The sequence below is a fragment of the Chimaeribacter californicus genome, from assembly GCF_002858675.1.
GTDB lineage: Bacteria > Pseudomonadota > Gammaproteobacteria > Enterobacterales > Enterobacteriaceae > Chimaeribacter > Chimaeribacter californicus.
This window is the reverse complement of record NZ_PJZF01000001.1, coordinates 178,738-197,270: the sequence shown is the minus strand read 5'-3', so window position 1 is coordinate 197,270 and position 18,533 is coordinate 178,738. Positions and strand designations below refer to the sequence as shown.

Genomic DNA, 18,533 nt, shown 5'->3' with positions numbered 1-18,533 from the left:
GAGACATTATGCTTTAGCATAGCATGGCCCCCGTACAGCCGGTGCAGGCGGGAAAGTTAAGAGTGTGTAAAGTCAACTGCGCGGCAGTCCCCGCATAAACTGCAGGCTGGCCAGGAAACACAAGGTATAGCCAAACAGCTCTACCCCCTCTTCCACCACATTTTTGGCTGTGCGGTCATAGCCGTCCAGCAATACATGCTCCCAGATCACGTGCATACCAATCAGGCGGGAAAACAGCAGGATACAGAGCAGCCCGCAGAGCATCATGCCGTAGCTGCGCGCACGGATAAAACAGGCCAGCCCGGCCACCGTGGATCGCAGGTGGCTGGCCGCCGCTACCAGGCACACCAGCGTCACCGCCAGCGCGACATAGACCCAGCAGCCATGCCTGATCAGGTCAAACAGGGCATCCAGCTCACGGATCAGCATGGTGGTCAGAAAGCCGCCAAGCAGCACGAAGCCGTAGCGCCACGCCGGATAGCGCCGCGCCAGCAGGAAGTAAACCAGCGCCGTGGCAGCCAGCAGCCCCTCCTGGGCGATCTCCGTCATCGAGATCTCTTTGACAAAGTTGTGCAGCCAGATGACGTCCACAAACAGCAGCGATGAGAAAAACGCGATAACCACGGCAGAAAGGAGAAAGTGCCGGAGTGCGCGGAGAATGGTGTGCAAATCAGAAGACATATTATTAACTCTTATAATTATTAAAGTATTCATATTAACGGCGTGCATAGTAGTCAGGATCACCCGGCACTTTTAGGCTTTTGATGCCGATCGCCCGGTAAACGCCCATAAAAAAAGCGGAATGCTCACGCATTCCGCTTTCACTGAGGTATTCCGGTTTATTAGTGCGCGTCAGGGAACGCCAGATCGTTACGCGGCAAGGTGCGATAGTAGTCGCGCCATTGCTGGCTGTGCTCCGGGTGGCTCCAGACTTCACTGTGCAGCCGTGCCATCAACACCGGATCACTCAGCAGCAGCAAACGCTCTGCTTTGTTAAGCCGGGTCGGGCCAACCTGCAACGCCTGGCTCAGGCGCTCACTGCGCCAGTGCTCAATGGCCGCACGGGTATGGTGACGTGACGTCGCCATTGCCGTCGCCAGGGCGTTGAATGACGGGTCGACTACCGCATGCATAAAGCCGTTGTCCAGCGCCCGCGAGCGGTTCAGCGTCAGGTATTCGTCCGTTGCCACCAGTTCACGCGGCGGATTGTACTCCTCCGGGATCAGGAAAAGCCTGGCGCGCTTGCTCTTCAGGCCAAGGGTCGCGCGGCTCGACAGCACCGACACAATCGGCGACAGGATCAGAGAGAACACGATCGGGGCCAGCCACCAGAGGAAACGCAGGTCCAGCCAGGCCATGCCGCCCGCCCACACCAGGCCCAGCAGCATCTGGGAACCGTGGCGACGGAAGGATTCGCCCCAGGGGGTGTCATCATCATCACGTTGCGGCGAGTTCCAGACCACTTCCCAGCCCAGGAAGGCGCTGACCACAAACACCGTGTGGAACAGCATCCGCACAGGTGCCAGCAGCACTGAGAACAGCATTTCCATCAGCATGGAGATAAACAGCCGGAAGGCCCCGCCATACTCCTTCGCCCCTTTCGCCCAGATCAGCACCACACTGAGCAGTTTCGGCAGGAACAACAGCACCAGCGTGGTGGAAAAGAGCGCAATCGCCAGCTCCGGCCGCCACTGCGGCCATACCGGGAACAACTGGCGCGGCTGAAGGAAGTATTGCGGCTCCATCAGGGTATGCACCACCTGCAACGCGGTAGAGAGCGCCAGGAACATAAACCAGAGCGGGGCCGACAGGTAGGACATCACGCCGGTCAGGAACACCGCCCGGTGTACCGGGTGCATGCCTTTTACCAAAAACAGGCGGAAGTTCATCAGGTTACCGTGGCACCAGCGACGGTCACGTTTCAGCTCATCCAGCAGGTTTGGCGGCAGCTCCTCGTAGCTTCCCGGCAGGTCATAGGCGATCCAGACGCCCCAACCGGCGCGGCGCATCAGGGCAGCCTCAACGAAGTCATGGGAGAGAATGGAACCGGCAAACGAGCCTTCACCCGGCAGCGGTGCCAGCGCACAGTGCTCAATGAACGGCTTGACGCGGATAATGGCGTTATGGCCCCAGTAGTGCGATTCGCCTAACTGCCAGAAGTGCAACCCGGCGGTGAACAGCGGCCCGTAAACCCGGGTGGCGAACTGTTGCAGGCGCGCATAGAGGGTATCCATGCCGGAGGCTTTCGGCGACGACTGGATAATCCCGGCGTGTGGGTTGGCATTCATCAGGCGTACCAGACCGGTGAGGCACTCACCGCTCATCACGCTGTCTGCATCCAGGATCACCATGTAGCTGTAATCCCCGCCCCAGCGGCGGCACCAGTCATCGATGTTGCCGCTTTTGCGTTTCACACGGCGGCGACGGCGACGGTAGAAGATCTTGCCGTGGCCATCCACCTCGTTACACAGCTCCAGCCACGCCTTCTGTTCCGCGACGCAGATGTCCGGATCGTAACTGTCACTCAGCACATAGATGTCAAAGTGCTCGAGGTCACCGGTGCGTTTAACCGACTCGAAAGTCGCGCGCAGGCCGGCGAAGACGCGCTCCACATCCTCGTTACAGATTGGCATGATAAGCGCGGTACGCTGCGCCGGATCAAGCGGCTCTGTGCCGGTACTGGAGGCGGAGATGCTGTACTTGTCTTTACCGATCAGCAACTGCAAAAAGCCCATCAGTGCCGTCCAGAAACCGGCCGAGACCCAGCAAAAGAGTATCGCGAACAGCACCAGAATGCCGGTCTGCAACACATAGGGCAGCAATTGCAGCACCGATTGCATCAGATCCTGGTTGAAAATCTCCATCGGGTCGATCAGCGCCCAGCCCTGATAAGGCAGGATGGTTTTCATGTACCAGGTGGCGATGCCGGTCTGTACCAGCATCAGGAACAGCAGGATGTAGCGGCGCAGCGAGCCCACCACACGCCAGCGTTTCTCCGATTCTGCCATCTCCTGGGAGATAGGCTCCTGCGGCATGGCGCTGCGGCCCAGCAGGGAATCCCAGAAACGGGCCAGCGGGTTGGTGCGCCAGGCTTCCGGGAACATGCTGGAGCGGCGGATCGGCGGCATTGCCTTCAGCGTGGTACGCCCTTCGGCGTCCTCGCCCAGCAGGCCGTTTTCAGCCGCCACATCGGGCCAGGCGTGTTGCAGGCGGGTTTTGACCGAGGCCAGCGGCGCATCATCCGCTGCCGGCGTGACAGCCGCTGCACCAGCGAGTTGCTGGTGCAGGTCGGCAAAGGCAGCATCGCCGCCGGACAGCAGGCGCCCGGTCAGCGTGCCCTTCTCCTGACTGGAGAGGGGCAGTGCCTCAATATAATCGTGGGATAACGGCGTTGACTTATTCATTGGCAGGCAGCTGATAGCTCCAGGTTTCACTCAACGGTTTGTCACCATTAACCAGCGCGGCGCGCATCTCGACCGGTTTCTTCGGATCCTTGACCTTGACGCGCAAGGTGAGACGCCAGCCTTTGGTGACCGGATTGTAACGGACACTGTTTTCTACCATGTCCGCATTGTCATTAACACTGACCTGCGAGGCGACCGGGGTATCGTCTTTCAGCGCTTGCAGCACCGGGCCAACGAAGTCCACCAGCAGCGCGGTGCTGCCGTCCGGCTCACGGATCAGGTTAGACTGTTTCACATCACCCGCAGAGCGCAGGGTTTGCTTCACGTAGGCCAGATCCGGCGAATGCAGTTTCTCTTCCTCACGGGTGAAATGCAGGCGGTAGTTCAGGTCCAGCGGCTTCCCGGCGTCCGGCATTTTTTCCGGTGACCAGTACGCAACGATGTTGTCGTTGGTTTCATCCGCCGTTGGGATCTCCACCAGCTCCACCCGGCCTTTGCCCCAGTCGCCGCGGGTTTCTACCCAGCCGCTCGGGCGCAGATCGTAGCGGTCATCCAGATCTTCATACTGCGCGAAATCACGGCCGCGTTGCAGCAGGCCAAACCCTTTCGGATTGTCAATGGTATAGGTGCTGACCGACAGGTGGCGCGGGTTATTCAGCGGACGCCAGATCCACTCGCCGTTACCGGCGTGGATCGACAGGCCGTCTGAGTCATGCAACGCCTGGCGGTAGTTCATGGTCGGTGAAGGCTGGTTCGGCCCGAACAGGAACATACTGGTCAGCGGGGCGATGCCCAGCTTGCCTACCTTGTCACGCAGGTAGACTTTGGCCTGCACATCCACGGTGGTTTCACGCCCTGGGTAGAGGTCAAAACGGTAGGCACCGGCGGCGCGCGGGGAATCCAGCAGCGCATAGATCACCAGGTGTTTCTCATCCGGGTTCGGGCGCTCAATCCAGAATTCGCGGAAGCGTGGGAACTCTTCGCCGGAGGCGAGCGCGGTGTCAATCGCCAGGCCGCGCGCGGAGAGGCCATAAACCTGATCTTTGCCGATAACGCGGAAGTAGCTCGCGCCCAGTACGCTCATGATCTCATCATTCTTGTCCGCTTTATTCAGCGGGTAGAGCACTTTGAAACCGGCAAACCCAAGGTTTTTCACGGCGTCGGCATCGTGCTTGACGTTGCCGAAGTTAAAGTAGTCCGGGTTGTATTTGATTTCACTCGCCTTGTTGGCGGTGATTTCGTTGATTTTGACCGGATATTCGAAGTACATGCCCTGGTGGTAGAACTCCAGCTTGAACGGCGTGTTCAGCTTGTTCCAGTAGGCTTTGTCATGGTTGAACTGAATCTGCTGGTAGTCGGCAAACTTCATTTCGCGGAACTGGGAGGGGAGATTGCTCTTCGGCGCCTCAAATCCCTTTCCTGCCAGCTCTTTAGCTTGTTTGGCGACATCATCAATGGAAAACGCCCATGCCTGTGATACACCTAACGTCATCATTACAGCGGCACTCAACACGCAGATTTTTGCCACACCCGGCCCCTTGGCTACATTTTTAACTCGCACAACCCCCCCTTTCGAGTGCTGAAATCATTCGAAATCCATATTAAAGGATTATTTAGCTATCCGACAACATGATAAATGGATGGTTCCTCTCTGTGGGTCACTGTTTAATCAGATGACCGCGATCAAGAGTAGCAACGCAGAGATTAAACGGCTATGGAAAATTGCCGGAGGCTATAGTAGGGTTTTTCTCCCGTGATTTAAGCCAAACGGTTTGAGAGTAACCCGAATCGCCCTGTTTTATGAAACGCGCTAAAATAAGCGTCGGGACCTTAAAGAAAAAACCCTGGAAACTTATGACAAAAAAAACAGTAGCACGAGAATACTTTCTCGATTCGATCCGGGCCTATTTGATGTTGCTCGGCATTCCGTTCCATCTTTCCTTGATCTACTCCAGCCACGAATGGGCGGTTAACAGCCACACCTCCTCTGCCCTGCTCACGGTACTGAATGATGTGATCCACGCCTTCCGTATGCAGGTGTTCTTTGTTATCTCCGGCTATTTTTCCTATATGCTGTATGAGCGCTATGAGCCGCAGCGCTGGCTGAAGGTACGGCTGGAACGGGTCGCGATTCCTATGCTCTCGGCGGTGGTGCTTATCACCCTGCCGCAATTCTTTATGCTCAAAAATTTCACCAACCGGATTCAGGGCTGGGCAACCTTTAATGTGTATGAAAAGATTAATGTCACCATTTGGGAATTAGTTTCACATCTCTGGTTTTTGTTGACATTAATTATCCTCACTTGCCTGGGCTTCTCTATTTTCCGCCGCCTGAAAGCAATTCAGACTAATCGGGTTCCTTTTCCGGCTAATCATTTTCAGAGCTTAGGAAAACTCTTATTTTATTTCCTGATATTCAGCCTAGGTTATGCGGTAATTCAGCGCGGGATCCTTATTGTGTTACCCGACCTGTTATTTAACAGCGTCTTTAATTTTGTGGTGATGGAATCGCTGTTCTATCTGCCGTTCTTTATTCTGGGGGCGCTGGCGTTTAAATATGCGTGGCTGAAAGCCATGCTGCTCCGGCCTTCACCGCTGGCGCTGCTGCTGGCCCCGCTGCTGTTTGCTGCCTATATCGCCAATCAGCATCTCAATGACACTGCCCATTTCTTACCCGAAATCGACACGTTGATTACCGGCACACTGGGCATTGTGATGGTCAATCTGGTGTTCTCATTTGGCCACCGGTTGCTCAACAGTCACTCACCACGTATTACCTATCTGGTTAACGCATCGCTATTTATCTATCTGGTACACCATCCGCTGACGCTGATATATGGAGCCTTTGTCACCCCGCGGATTGAGAATAATCTGGTGGGGTTTGTGCTCGGGCTGATATTTGTTTTCGGGCTGGCCTTCCTGCTGTATGAAGTGCATCAGCGTATTCCGCTGCTGCGTTTCCTGTTCTCCGGTAAATCACAAAAACCGGTGGTGGTGCCCTCTTCCCGCTGACGCCTGCACAGCAGCGCGCCCGCCCCGGTGACCGGGACGGGCGCGTTTTTATTCTATGGCCTGCACAGGCGCTTAAGGCTGGGTGGTATCGATGGTCGGCACCACGGACATCCCGACTTTCAGGCGCTGTACCTGCGGCTGATTGGCCTCCAGCACGATTTTCACCGCCAGGCGCTGGGCCACTTTGGTGTAGTTGCCGGTGGCGTTATCCGCCGCAATCGGCGAGAAGGTGGCGCCGGTGGCCGGGGCGATGCTCTCCACATGACCATGCAGCACCACGTCCGGCAGGGCATCCACACGCAGGCTGACCGGCTGGTTCGGTACTACGTTGCCCAACTGGGTCTCGAGGTAGTTCGCCACAATATAGGCACGCTGCAGCGGCACCACCGCCAGCACCCGGGTACCGGCGCTGACATAGGCACCGACCCGCAGCGAACGCTGCCCTACGGTACCGGCCACCGGCGCGGTAATGTGGGTGTATGAGAGGTTCAGCTTCGCCTGGCTGAGATCGGCCGTGGCGGCGTCAATCGCGGCCAGCGCTTCGGCACGTTCCGCCTTCAGCACATCCACTTCCTGCTGGGCCGCTTCGAGTGCCGCCGCATCGCTCTGGTGCGCGGCCGCTTTCTCACGGTAGGTCGCGTCTGACTCGTCACGCTGGTCGGCGGTACCGGAGCCTTGCTGTAACAGCCGGCGGTAACGGTCGGCGCTCTGGCGCGCATAGTTCATCCCGGCCACGCTGGAACTCAGTGCCGCCTGCGCCTGAAGGATCATCTGCTGCTGTTTAATCAGCTGCGCATCCAGGCTTTTGAGCTGCGCCTGTTTGCTCTCCAGCGTGGCCTGAGCGGTATTCAGCGCATTGATGTAATCACGGTCATCAATCCGGGCCAGCAGTTGCCCGGCCTCGACCTGCTGGTTATCTTCTACCCGGACTTCGGCGATATGCCCCGAAATGCGCGGGGCCACCAGCGTGTAATCCGCAGTGACGTAAGCATCATTAGTGGTTTCATGGCCGTGGCCGGCCATACGCCACACCACAAAGCCGGCCAGCAGGGCAATCAGGATCACTGCCACCAGCAGCGGAATACGTTTTGAAGATGTTGCTAACATGGTTCCCTTCTCTTAACGCTCACTCTGAGCGGACATAACGGCAATCAACGGTTGACCAGCGACTGTGGCGGATAGGTCCGCTGCGGCAGCAGCGCCGCCAGGAGAATCAACCCCAGCGCCACGCCCATGATCATCAAATAGGTATCACTCAGGCCGAGGATGGTGGCCTGATGCTTCGCCAGGGTGGAGAAGCGCGCCAGCACCTCGCTGGAGACAGCGCTGCCGTCGGCATTCAGCGGGGCCGGTGGCGCGCGGTTGCCGTCATAGGGTTGCGACAGCAGGTAACTCACCGACCCGGCGTGATCCAGCAACACATGGGAATGGAACTTCTCCCGGTGGCTGATAAAGGTTTCCAGCAGCGCCGACCCCGCCACGCTGCCCAGCCCGCGCACGGTGTTGAACATCGCGGAGGCGAATGGCCCCTCAGGCGGCTGCACCACGCTGGTGGCACTCATCAGGATCGGGATCACCGCCATCGGCTGTGCCACGGCCTGTATCGCCTGCAACCAATAGAAGTTGTCCTGCACCCAGGCGCTGTTAATCTCTGACCCGCAATAACAGGCAAAGGCCAGCAGCCCCAGCCCGGTTGCCAGTACCCAGCGGCTGTCCACCCAGCGCAGGTTACAGACCGCCGCCACCAGCGGGGCCATCACGAGTTGCGGCACACCGATGGTCAGGGCCAGCGGCCCCATTTCGGCGGCACGGAAACCGTTCACAGACATCAGGTAATTCGACGGCAGCGCCGAACCGGAGAGGTAGACCACCATCAGCCCGGCCAGCGTCAGCAGGCCATGCGCCAGGTTGCGCCGTTTCAGCATCTGTAACTTAAACAGCGGCAGCGGGTGATACCATTCGTTGATCAGGAACACCGTGAGCAGCACCCCCGCGCCAAACAGCAGCGCACAGATCTGCGTGGACTCGAGCCAGTCCTGCCGCTCGCCCTGCTGCAACGCCAGTACCAGCATCGCCACCCCGCTGCAGCCGGTTATCATGCCGAAGGCGTCAATCTGCTTCAGCCGCTCCAGCCGCAACGGATCCTGCGGGATGCCGTGGCTGATCATGGCGAAGGCCAGCAGGCACGGCGGGATCACCTGCCAGTAAACAAACTGCCAGCCGACATGATCGGTCCACAGTGCGGCCAGCGAGGTCGCCATATTCGGGCCAAAGGTGGCGCTGAGCGCATAGGCCCCCAGCCCATACAATTTAAAGCCGGGCGGCAGGAAGCGCAGCGCCACCGTCATCAACAGCGGCGGCAGCGCCCCGCCAAACAGCCCCTGGATCACCCGCAGGGCGATAAACAGCGGCAGGTTGGGTGCAAACGGGATCAGCGCGCCCAGCAGGCCGAAGCCCAACACCATGGACATGGCAAAGCGGCGCATGGAGAAGGTCATCGCCAGCCAGGGAGCCAGCATCATCGCGGCCACTTCCGCCGCCTGATAGCCGCCAACCAGCCACGAACCCTCGTCACTGCCGATGCTCAGCGCGCCCCGCACATCACTCAGGGCGATGTCCGTGACCCGGTCATTCAGGCCGGATGAGAGGGCGGCAATCAACACGCCGATAAGCCCTGTCACCAGCCGCCCGGTAAAGGGCTGGGCCACCGGGGCAGCGGGAGGGGTACCGCCGGCACTGGCCGGCGGCACACTGACTACACTCATAAATAAACTCATCTGTTTTACGCGCGCTGCTTTCGGTTGCCGCGAAGGCAACACGCCATACGTCATAACACAACAGGAAGCAGAGGCGGATAATGGCAGGTAAAGTGCCGGCATCATCATGTGATGGCGGTCACTTTGAGAATACTACAATACGGTGCGGTGTATTGCAATGCGGTACGCGTTGAGTTTAGCTGCAGAATACCGTTAAATACCTGCGGTTTTTACCTTAAAAGGAAGCGTAGTGTGACAACCCATGACAGCCATGCCACCGATGAGGAGCGCAGCGGCGGCATTCAGGTGATCTCCCGCGCGGCGACGATTCTTAATGCCCTGGGTGCGCATCCGGAAGGGATGAGCCTGGGGGCAATCGCCCAGGCGGTGGCCCTGCCCCGCTCCACGGTGCAACGCATTGTCGCGGCGCTGGCAGATGAAGGCATGGTGCGCAGCCACGGCAACAGCGGCTTTCGCCTCGGCCCGACCCTGTTGCGGCTGGTCGCCACCGTACACAGTGACATCATCGCCATTGCCACACCGTTTTTGCAGGCGTTATGCAACGAGACCAATGAGACGGTGACGCTGGCGCGCCCCAGCGGGCGGCAGATTGCGATTGTCCACATGGTGGTGGCGAACCGTGAACTGCGCGTGGTGCCGCGTTTCGGCCTTAACCTGCCGATTTACAGCACCTCCGGCGGCCGGGCGCTGCTGGCCCTGAGCAGTGATGACGAAGTCCGGCGCTTGCTGGGTAACGTATTTGAACCGGTGACGGCCAACACCGTGTGTGACATTGAGACGTTGCTGACAAAATTAGAGGGGGTGCGGCAAGATGGCGTGGCCGTGGAACACGGCGAAACGCTGGAGGGTATTTCATCCATGGGCATCGCGGTTGATACGCTGCTCGGGCGCTATTCCGTCTCCCTGCTGGTGCCGACAGACCGCCTGCACCGGCACTTTCCGGCCCTGCATACCGCCATTCTGGCATGCCGGGCTTCATTAATGGGCGAAGTCGGCAGGCTGGATCGCCGCTGAGACCGGCGCATGCCGGTAAAAAGGAGTCACTATGTTTACCCATATTTTGCTGGCCGTGGACGGTTCACGCCAGACCCGGCGCGTGGTTGACCTGGCCGCCGGGCTGGCGGCCGCCTCCGGTGCCCGCATCTCCGTAACCTGCTGCGTGGATGCCTCCTATGCCGTAGACAGCGGCAGTGACCCGGCCGGGGAAGTCACCCTGTATCAGCCCGCTTGTGAAGAGGAGAGCGCGGCGGCCCGCATTGTGCGCGAGGCGATGACGCAATTGCATTCACTGGGCGATAAGGTGACCGGGCAGATTATTGTCGGGGATGCGGCGCAGGCGCTGGTGGCTGAAGCCACAAAGCAGCAGGCATCAGTGATTGTGATGGGGCATCGCCATCGCGGTCTGGTTGACCGCTTGCTGAAGGGTTCCGTGTGTGCGGATATCATGGCCACGGCACCTTGCCCGGTGCTGGTCGAGGTGCGTGACTGACTCAGCGCGACTGCCCTCACACCCGCAGAAAAAAGAACCGACAGATTAAAGATATTCCTATTGACATAAGCAAAATTTATAATTCATTTTCATCATTTTCTTATATTTTATAGGTTGGCTAAAGGTTAGACTGTTAAATGCATTACGGTATGTTATGTCCCCTTTAACACAAGGAGTTAGCTATGAAGAAAGTGATGACCGCTGCAGCCATTGCGCTTTACCTGGCCGGGGCGTCCGCAGCCTTTGCCGCGACCACTGCCGGCGCTGAAATTGCCGCAGGCACCGCGACAGGGGCCGCTTCTGCCACCGACGCGACCCTGCTCTCCGGCGGCGTTGCTGCTGCCGCGGCGGCCAGCGATCCGAGCGGCGGCACCGGCATTTCAACGGCCACCTCGACCTCAACCACGACCCAAACCCGCTAAGGGCCGTGTGCAGCACAGGGTGCGCGTTAACGCGTTGCCATCAAACCAGCCTGGCGGCTGGTTTTTTTATGCAAAAAAAAGCTGCCTGATACACATCGGCAGCCTGGAAATATCGCTGGGGTAACGCTGTTATTATGTGTACACCCTGGTGTTGGCCGTACAATTATTTATCCCCGGAAATTAATTGACGCCCATTCTTTCCGCCCAATGGGCAATTTGTTCACGGTATATAAAGGTGACCTCATTGACCATAGGCTGGTTAATTGAGGTCGTGATCATCGCCAGGCAAGGATAATCCAATGGCCGTAAATCAAAGAGATATTCATCGAGCTCTTCGTTGGATAATAATGAGGTGCCATCGATATCATCGATCATAAAATAATGTGTCATCATCCAATTACGGTATTCAAAAGCGTTAGTTAACAATTGCATGGCGTGGCCTTTCAGCTAAAACAGACTCCGGCAGGGGCGGCAACGCTTTATCTCGCTGCTCACCCGGCTCTTAACGCATCCCCGCGTTAATCAGGCGTTCCGTTGCTCTCTTTATATTGAAAATAACAAAACAGCAACAGTGAAGCAATAAAGAAAATTTAAATTTTCGTTTTTAATTAAATTTTATCGTAAACGTCGAAATTCTCTACAATAATATTGTTATCATGAATTAATACGAGCCGTTAAATATTAGAATTCTATTGATTGTGTTAATTTGTTAACAGCTAATCATTTTCCTGCACGCACAAAAAAACCGCCGCAGCGGTTTTTGGATTTATCCGTGATGGCCCGGGTCAGATTTTGCAGCCTTCACACTCATCTTCACCGCCCACGACATCAGGCAGTTCAGCGGCTTTTTTCTCGGTTTTCTCAGCGGCTTTCGCCAGCTCGGCGTCGATGTCGAAATCGAAAATATCATCACTCATGGTGGCTCTCCTCACAGTTGTGCAGCCCGGCAGTATACCTGACACACCGCCGTCTGTACCGGATTGCGCACAGATTGCTACCTGTTCACAATCCCGGCAGTTAGCGGCGGTTGATTTGCATACCTGCCGGGTCGGTACCATAGTTAACAGGTCAACATCAACACAACCAGAGGATCATCTCTGGCGATCGCAATAAGGGAGAGTTTGAATGACCGATATGAATAATGTTAAATCCTGGGCCAATGTCAGGGATACATCGATCGAGATTGCAGAAGCGATTTTTGAGCTGGCTAATGACGACGAAGTCCTGGCGCAGAAAATCTGGGAAGAAGGCAATGATGAAGTCTTGCTGAAGGCGTTTGAAAAAACAGATGCCGATCACCTGTTCTGGGGCGAAGAGAAGATTGACCGCAAGAACGTGTGATACCGCCGGGGCTGCCGCCGGTTGCGGCGGCAGCCCGGTTAGCTGCCGAAGCCGAACCCCATCTGGTGGGCCCAGTCAAAAATCTGTTCTTTGTAGATGAATTTCGGTTCGCACACCGCCGGTTCCCCTTTGGTTTGCACCATCACGGCAATACAGGGGTAGGCCGTTGGGCGGGCATCAAAGATAAAATCCTCGATTTCCTGCTCCACAAACAGCGTAGTGTCCCGTGGCTCCCGCACCATAAACAGTTCCGCCATAATCCAGCCGCGGTAATCTGCCTCATTTTGCAACATTTGCATCACTGGCTCCCTGGTTAGGCCTGGCTAGGTTAGTGCCACTCATCGCCGCCACAACATGGGCAGACCTCGGCACGGCTTACAGACATCGCCGCGCAGCCATCAGTCTCCCACTCCACCCGCAGCGGCTGGCCATTATCGTCAGCGGCACTGAGGTAACGCGGGTAATGCTGCGCCTGACCGGACATGGTTTCGGTGATGATCAGGCGATCGCCGGCGTAGATGCGTGCGGTGGCGCGCGCATCCTGTTTACCGTCGGCACTTTCCTGATAGAGGTGATGAATGGTGAGCTTGATCTTCTGCACGCCGGCTCCTGATCGGGACAACGCATTGATTGCGTGAATAGGTATAGTCTACCCGATCCGGTGCCGCCAGGGATATGCGCAATGTGCATATCCCTGTTTCTCAATGGGCGGGGTGCTGCCGGCCGGCGTGGGCCAGTGGGGCGGGCTGCCTGGCCTGCTTGCGTGCCAGGTCATAGATATCATAGAAATCGATGTTGCCCTTGTGGCGGATGATTTCCTGCATCCGCGCTTTAATCCGGTTATCCACCTGCGGATGCGCCAGGATCTCTTCTACCGCGTTCACCGGCACTTCACGGCTGAAATACCATTCGCCGTTGTAACACACCCGCAGATCCAGCACGCCGATGTCCTCATAGCGGTAGACCGGTTTGATGTCCATCAGCAGGCCGCCGGAGACCAGCACCAGAAATGCGGTGAAACCGGCAAACCACCCCAGCCCCATGTAAGGGGAGCAGTACATGACAATGCCCACGGCCAGGTAACCGGCCAGCATCGCCAGACAGAGCCAGGGGTGTTTGGTAAAGAATTCCGTATTGAAACGCGCCTTACCGTCACGGCGTTCCTGTTGGTTAATCTGCTGGATCTCTCTGACCAGGATGGTCTTGATGGCGTCCATCGTGTCACCCTCATGGGAAGTGTTGGAAATAGGCCAGTGTTGGAAACAGGCCTGTGTCAGGACGCATAGCGTAGCACAGTGACTGTTATAGCCTGCATAGCAGTTCAGGGATATTCACCGCAGAACTGTTATAGCCCTTACACTGCATATGGGCATCACCCACTCTCATAAAATGAGTTTCATTAATCGTTCCAGGTAAAAGCCAGCGTATTATTTTCTGCCAGGCCATTCTTTTTTATTTTATATTTTTCTCGTTGAACTGCCGTTTACGTTGGTAACTGGTTATTTTCCGCATTACGTATTATCTGCGTTAACTTATTACCCCCTATTTATACGCATATATTTCCGCCTTTCTCGACCTGAAAATAAAATACCTTATAAGTAGATGATTTTTATCAGTGAATTAATATGTTCCTTTTTTATTCTGTTTATCGCAGAAAACCTGACTATCTTTCTACTATTGCCTGCGCCGCCCTATTTCAGCGGGTATTCTCTTTCCTCTTTTCCGGGCAGCCATCTGAAAAATTAACGTAAGGTAAATTATGACAACGGATTCAGAAAGTCAGAAAGTGGGGCTTATTCCCGTTACCCTGATGGTGTCCGGGAATATTATGGGTTCCGGCGTTTTCCTGCTGCCGGCGAATCTGGCCGCCACCGGGGGAATTGCTATCTGGGGCTGGCTGGTGACGATTCTCGGGGCGCTGGCGCTGTCGATGGTTTATGCCAAAATGTCCTCGCTTGATCCCAGCCCCGGCGGTTCTTATGCCTATGCCCGCCGCGCGTTCGGGCCGTTTATCGGTTACCAGACCAATGTGCTCTACTGGCTGGCGTGCTGGATCGGCAACATTGCGATGGTGGTGATCGGCGTGGGCTACCTGAGCTACTTCATTCCACTGCTCAAAGAGCCTGTCCCGCTGACCATCGCCTGTGTGGCGATCCTCTGGCTGTTCGTGCTGCTGAATATTGTCGGCCCGAAGATGATCACCCGGGTGCAGGGGGTGGCGACTGTGCTGGCGCTGGTGCCCATTGTAGCCATTGCGTTGTTCGGCTGGTTCTGGTTCCAGGGGGAAACCTATATGTCTGCCTGGAACGTCAGCGGCATGGGGCCGGTTGGGGCGATCCAGAGCACGCTGAGCGTGACCCTCTGGTCATTTATCGGGGTGGAAAGCGCGTCGGTGGCCGCAGGCGTGGTGAAAAACCCAAAACGCAATGTGCCGGTTGCCACCGTCGGTGGGGTACTGATTGCCGCGGTCTGTTATGTGCTCTCCACCACCGCCATTATGGGCATGATCCCCAATGCTGAGCTGCGCCTCTCTACCTCGCCGTTTGGTGATGCGGCCCGGCTGGCGCTGGGCGACCTGGCCGGCGGCACCGTGGCCCTGTGCGCTGCGCTGGGCTGCCTCGGTTCCCTCGGCGGCTGGACGCTGCTGGCCGGCCAGACGGCGAAGGCCGCCGCCGATGACGGACTGTTCCCGCCTGTTTTCGCCAAAGTAAACAAAAACAATGTGCCGGTCGCCGGGCTGCTGATTATCGGCGTGCTGATGACCATTTTCCAGATAACCAGCATCTCCCCCAATGCGACGGCGCAATTTGCGCTGGTCTCTTCGGTGTCCGTGATCTTTACGCTGGTGCCCTACCTCTACACCTGTTCAGCCTTGCTGCTGGTGGGCCACGGCCACCTCGGCCACCGCCATACGATTTACTTTCTCATTACCCTGCTGGCGTTTGTCTACTGCATCTGGGCGGTGATCGGCTCCGGCGCACAGGAGGTGATGTGGTCCTTTGTGGCGGTGATGGTGATCACCTCCATGTATACCGTGAACTACAACCGGCGGCATAGAAATCCCTTCCCGCTCGATCGCCCATTTGTACGCGACGATGACTAAGTGCCCCCGGTAACAGGGTGGGCAGGCCACGATGACGTTGACAGAGGCAGGCAGCATGATTGATTTAGGCACCCACAAGAAACGTAAAGTCCTGGTAGTGGACAGCAATATTCTGGACAGCAACACCGCCAACAGCCGCGCGGTGCAGGAGTTGATCACCGCGTTGCAGGGCGTCAATCTGGACGTGATCCCCGCGGCCACCTTTGAGGACGGCAAAGCTACGGTGATGTCTGACGCTTCGCTCTGCTGCATCTTTGTTGACTGGACTTCCGGCGGCAACGATGACGACTCCCACAGCCAGGCGTCCGCACTGCTCAGGGAGATCCGCTACCGCAACAAGGAGGTGCCGGTGCTGCTGATGGCGGAACACTCCTGCATCGACAGCTTAACACTGGACATCATGCGCATGGTGAATGAGTTCGTCTGGATGCATGAAGACACGGCCGACTTTATCGCCGCCCGAGCCAAAGCGCTGATCGCCAAATATTATGACCAGCTGCTGCCGCCCTTCACCAAGGCGCTGTTCCACTACACGCTGGAATCCCCGGAGTACTCCTGGGCCGCACCGGGCCACCAGGGTGGCGTCGCATTCACCAAAAGCGCCGTCGGGCGTGAGTTCCTCGACTTCTTTGGAGAAAATCTGTTCCGCACCGATACCGGCATCGAACGATCTGCCATGGGGTCGCTGCTCGACCACAGCGGGCCGATAAAGGCCTCCGAAACCTATGCCGCCAAGGTATTCGGCGCGCACCAGAGCTATTCGGTGCTCAACGGCACGTCCGGCTCTAACCGGGCGATCATGGCGGCGGTGATTGGCGACCGGCAAGTCGCGCTGTGTGACCGTAACTGCCATAAATCGATTGAGCAAGGGCTGGTAATGACCGGTGCGCTGCCGGTCTTCTTTGTGCCGACCCGCAACCGCTTCGGCATTATCGGGCCGATCCCCAAACAGCAGTTCCGGGCGGACGACATCCGCGCCAGAATTGCCGCCCACCCGCTGATTGAGCAGGCCGCCGACCGCACGCCGGTGTATGCGGTGGTCACCAACTGCACCTATGACGGTATGTGCTACCACGCCGGGCAGGCGCAGGATCTGCTCGCCGAGAGCGTGGACCAGATCCATTTTGATGAGGCGTGGTACGCGTATGCCCGCTTTAACCCCTTCTACCAGCACCGCTATGCCATGCGCGGTGACCCGGCGGATCACGACCCAAACGGCCCAACGGTGTTTGCCACCCACTCCACCCATAAGCTGCTGGCCGCACTGTCGCAGGCCTCTTACATCCATATCCGGAATGGCCGCAAGCCGGTGGTGCACTCCCGCTTCAATGAGTCCTACATGTTGCAGGCTACCACCTCGCCGCTCTATGCGATTATCGCGGCCAATGAAGTCGGGGCCGCGATGATGCGGGGCGGCCAGGGGCAAACCCTGACGCAGGAGGTGATCAACGAGGCGGTGGATTTCCGGCTGGCGCTGGCCAAGGTCAACGCCACCTTCCACGACCGGGGCGAATGGTTTTTTGCGCCGTGGAATGCCCCGGAGGTCACTGACCCGGAAACCGGCAAAAAGATCCCGTTCCGGATGGCCTCAAAAGCGCAACTCACCACCGACCCACGTTGCTGGGTGCTGAAACCCGGCGAACGCTGGCACGGCTTTGATCAGCTGGAGGATGAGTGGTGCATGCTCGACCCGATCAAGGCCGGGATCCTGTCGCCCGGCATGAATGATGACGGCACCCTGATGGAGACCGGCATCCCGGCGGCGATGGTGACCGCCTTCCTGACCCAGCACGGGGTTGTGCCGTCGCGCACCACGGACTTTATGGTGCTCTGTTTGTTCTCCGTTGGGATTACCAAAGGGAAATGGGGCACGCTGATTAACGTGCTGCTGGAGTTCAAACGCCACTATGACGAAAACACGCCGGTCACGGCCTGTCTGCCGGATCTGGCCGGAGGCTATCCGGCGCGCTACGCGGGGATGGGGCTGAACGACCTTTGTGACGAGATGTTCAACTACATGAAGACCAGCCAGATGGACAAGCTGCAATCCGAGGCGTTTGGCCGGTTGCCGGAGCCGGTGGTGTTGCCGCGTCAGGCGTTTCAGGCTCATATGGCCGGGCACTGCGAGCATCTGCCGCTCAGCCGGCTCGCCGGGCGGATCTCCGCCGTGGGGGTCATCCCTTACCCGCCCGGCATTCCGATCGTGATGCCCGGTGAACGTTTCGGCAGTGACGAAGAGCCCTGGTTGCAGTACATCCGCAGTATTGCCGAATGGGGAGAAAAATTTCCGGGCTTTGAAAAAGAGCTGGAAGGGGCTGAAATGATTGACGGCACATACCATATCTGGGTGCTGGAGAAGGATGCCGGCTAACCTTGGGTAAAAAAACGCCAGCCTGCTGGCTGGCGAAAATACTGGAAGCAATGTGAGCAATGTCGTGCTTTCCCTACGGCATGAGCAGCCGTACCGGAAAGCGACTTGATGATAACGATTATCATTCCATAAAGTAAAGTGCTTTTTTTTTCACCCCTTCCTCCAGGGCCATCCAGCCCCGGTGCCCGCTCAGGTGCTGTCCCAGCATTTCTGCCCCGCTGAACGATGATTTACGCTAATGTTATAGCAATATCCTTAATAAGCTTGTTGGCATCGTTCTGAGGCGGGGGTAGTCTGGCAAGAGGCATATAATGGAGGGGCATATCATGAGCATCAGTGTCAATTCTTTGGTCAAGCATAAAACCGGTGAGATCGTAGGCCGGGTTATTTCCATGCTTTCCAATCAGGAAAAACCCTGGGCGATGGTTGACTGGGGTAACAGCGGCATCTCAATGCATGCGTTGAGTGATTTGATTGAAGTAAGCCAGGAGAATCGCCGTTTATAATTCCCCGGCCTGCCCTTTTTTATCTGCCTTCTGTGTTACGCCTGTCTGTTGAGCTTCCCTTCACAATGACTGCGAAGCCCGCATGATTTCCTGCTGCCTGGCCCAGCC

The 18,533-nt window shown here is 57.3% G+C and carries 18 protein-coding genes; 8 read left to right on the top strand and 10 right to left on the bottom strand.

Annotation, left to right across the window (positions count from 1 at the left end):
- Nucleotides 1-72 precede the first annotated feature (72 nt).
- The 3 genes from CYR55_RS00865 to CYR55_RS00855 all read right to left on the bottom strand — a co-directional run bounded on the left by CYR55_RS00865 (nucleotide 73) and on the right by CYR55_RS00855 (nucleotide 4,899).
- Entirely contained in the window at nucleotides 73-681 is a 609-nt protein-coding gene (locus tag CYR55_RS00865) for a hypothetical protein (RefSeq protein ID WP_101814283.1), read from the bottom strand.
- Nucleotides 682-842: 161 nt separating this feature from the next.
- Nucleotides 843-3,404 (bottom strand): glucans biosynthesis glucosyltransferase MdoH, encoded by a 2,562-nt coding sequence (mdoH, locus tag CYR55_RS00860; protein WP_101814282.1) that lies wholly within the window; start codon nucleotides 3,402-3,404, stop codon nucleotides 843-845.
- Entirely contained in the window at nucleotides 3,397-4,899 is a 1,503-nt protein-coding gene (locus CYR55_RS00855; protein ID WP_101814663.1) for a glucan biosynthesis protein G, read from the bottom strand. Before CYR55_RS00855 ends, mdoH begins: the two co-directional genes overlap by 8 nt.
- 359 nt (nucleotides 4,900-5,258) lie before the next feature.
- Here CYR55_RS00855 and mdoC point away from each other — a divergent pair, with 359 nt between their 5' ends.
- A complete protein-coding gene (mdoC, locus tag CYR55_RS00850; protein ID WP_101814281.1) occupies nucleotides 5,259-6,416 on the top strand; it encodes a glucans biosynthesis protein MdoC in 1,158 nt (385 codons plus the stop codon).
- Nucleotides 6,417-6,488: 72 nt separating this feature from the next.
- Here the strand turns inward: mdoC and CYR55_RS00845 are convergent, their stop codons facing one another.
- Both CYR55_RS00845 and CYR55_RS00840 read right to left on the bottom strand, forming a co-directional pair.
- A complete protein-coding gene (locus tag CYR55_RS00845; RefSeq protein ID WP_101814280.1) occupies nucleotides 6,489-7,523 on the bottom strand; it encodes an HlyD family secretion protein in 1,035 nt (344 codons plus the stop codon).
- Between the two features lie 44 nt (nucleotides 7,524-7,567).
- Nucleotides 7,568-9,181 (bottom strand): MFS transporter, encoded by a 1,614-nt coding sequence (locus CYR55_RS00840; RefSeq protein ID WP_101814279.1) that lies wholly within the window; start codon nucleotides 9,179-9,181, stop codon nucleotides 7,568-7,570.
- 243 nt (nucleotides 9,182-9,424) lie between these two features.
- On the opposite strand from CYR55_RS00840, the gene CYR55_RS00835 reads away from it, so the two are divergent.
- The 3 genes from CYR55_RS00835 to CYR55_RS00825 all read left to right on the top strand — a co-directional run bounded on the left by CYR55_RS00835 (nucleotide 9,425) and on the right by CYR55_RS00825 (nucleotide 11,104).
- Nucleotides 9,425-10,207 carry an IclR family transcriptional regulator gene (locus CYR55_RS00835; RefSeq protein WP_241522050.1) on the top strand — a complete coding sequence of 261 codons (783 nt, stop codon included), beginning with the start codon at nucleotides 9,425-9,427 and terminating at the stop codon, nucleotides 10,205-10,207.
- A 31-nt stretch (nucleotides 10,208-10,238) separates the two neighbouring features.
- Nucleotides 10,239-10,682 carry a universal stress protein gene (locus tag CYR55_RS00830; protein WP_101814277.1) on the top strand — a complete coding sequence of 148 codons (444 nt, stop codon included), beginning with the start codon at nucleotides 10,239-10,241 and terminating at the stop codon, nucleotides 10,680-10,682.
- Nucleotides 10,683-10,864: 182 nt separating this feature from the next.
- Nucleotides 10,865-11,104, top strand: coding sequence for a hypothetical protein (locus CYR55_RS00825; protein ID WP_241522049.1), 240 nt, complete (start codon nucleotides 10,865-10,867; stop codon nucleotides 11,102-11,104).
- Nucleotides 11,105-11,284: 180 nt separating this feature from the next.
- Here the strand turns inward: CYR55_RS00825 and CYR55_RS00820 are convergent, their stop codons facing one another.
- Nucleotides 11,285-11,536 (bottom strand): hypothetical protein, encoded by a 252-nt coding sequence (locus CYR55_RS00820; protein WP_101814276.1) that lies wholly within the window; start codon nucleotides 11,534-11,536, stop codon nucleotides 11,285-11,287.
- Between the two features lie 353 nt (nucleotides 11,537-11,889).
- Nucleotides 11,890-12,021 carry a hypothetical protein gene (locus CYR55_RS24090; protein ID WP_277622293.1) on the bottom strand — a complete coding sequence of 44 codons (132 nt, stop codon included), beginning with the start codon at nucleotides 12,019-12,021 and terminating at the stop codon, nucleotides 11,890-11,892.
- A gap of 208 nt (nucleotides 12,022-12,229) precedes the next feature.
- Here CYR55_RS24090 and CYR55_RS00815 point away from each other — a divergent pair, with 208 nt between their 5' ends.
- A complete protein-coding gene (locus CYR55_RS00815; protein ID WP_101814275.1) occupies nucleotides 12,230-12,445 on the top strand; it encodes a YccJ family protein in 216 nt (71 codons plus the stop codon).
- A 38-nt stretch (nucleotides 12,446-12,483) separates the two neighbouring features.
- Here CYR55_RS00815 and CYR55_RS00810 read toward each other — a convergent pair whose 3' ends face one another.
- The 3 genes from CYR55_RS00810 to CYR55_RS00800 form a co-directional block, all read right to left on the bottom strand.
- The gene (locus tag CYR55_RS00810; RefSeq protein ID WP_101814274.1) at nucleotides 12,484-12,744 is read right to left on the bottom strand and encodes a hypothetical protein; all 261 of its coding nucleotides are present in this window, start codon (nucleotides 12,742-12,744) and stop codon (nucleotides 12,484-12,486) included.
- A gap of 29 nt (nucleotides 12,745-12,773) precedes the next feature.
- Nucleotides 12,774-13,046, bottom strand: a complete 273-nt coding sequence (locus tag CYR55_RS00805) for a hypothetical protein (protein ID WP_101814273.1) — start codon at nucleotides 13,044-13,046, stop codon at nucleotides 12,774-12,776.
- A gap of 100 nt (nucleotides 13,047-13,146) precedes the next feature.
- On the bottom strand, nucleotides 13,147-13,662 hold the full coding sequence (locus CYR55_RS00800; RefSeq protein WP_101814272.1) for a YlaC family protein: 516 nt from the start codon (nucleotides 13,660-13,662) through the stop codon (nucleotides 13,147-13,149).
- A 542-nt stretch (nucleotides 13,663-14,204) separates the two neighbouring features.
- Here CYR55_RS00800 and adiC point away from each other — a divergent pair.
- From adiC to CYR55_RS00785, 3 genes are all read left to right on the top strand, one after another.
- The gene (adiC, locus tag CYR55_RS00795; RefSeq protein ID WP_101814271.1) at nucleotides 14,205-15,548 is read left to right on the top strand and encodes an arginine/agmatine antiporter; all 1,344 of its coding nucleotides are present in this window, start codon (nucleotides 14,205-14,207) and stop codon (nucleotides 15,546-15,548) included.
- Nucleotides 15,549-15,603: 55 nt separating this feature from the next.
- Nucleotides 15,604-17,919: an Orn/Lys/Arg family decarboxylase gene (locus tag CYR55_RS00790; protein WP_101814270.1), complete on the top strand. Its 2,316-nt coding sequence runs from the start codon at nucleotides 15,604-15,606 to the stop codon at nucleotides 17,917-17,919.
- Between the two features lie 326 nt (nucleotides 17,920-18,245).
- Nucleotides 18,246-18,425 (top strand): hypothetical protein, encoded by a 180-nt coding sequence (locus tag CYR55_RS00785; RefSeq protein ID WP_146000936.1) that lies wholly within the window; start codon nucleotides 18,246-18,248, stop codon nucleotides 18,423-18,425.
- Nucleotides 18,426-18,533: the final 108 nt, after the last annotated feature.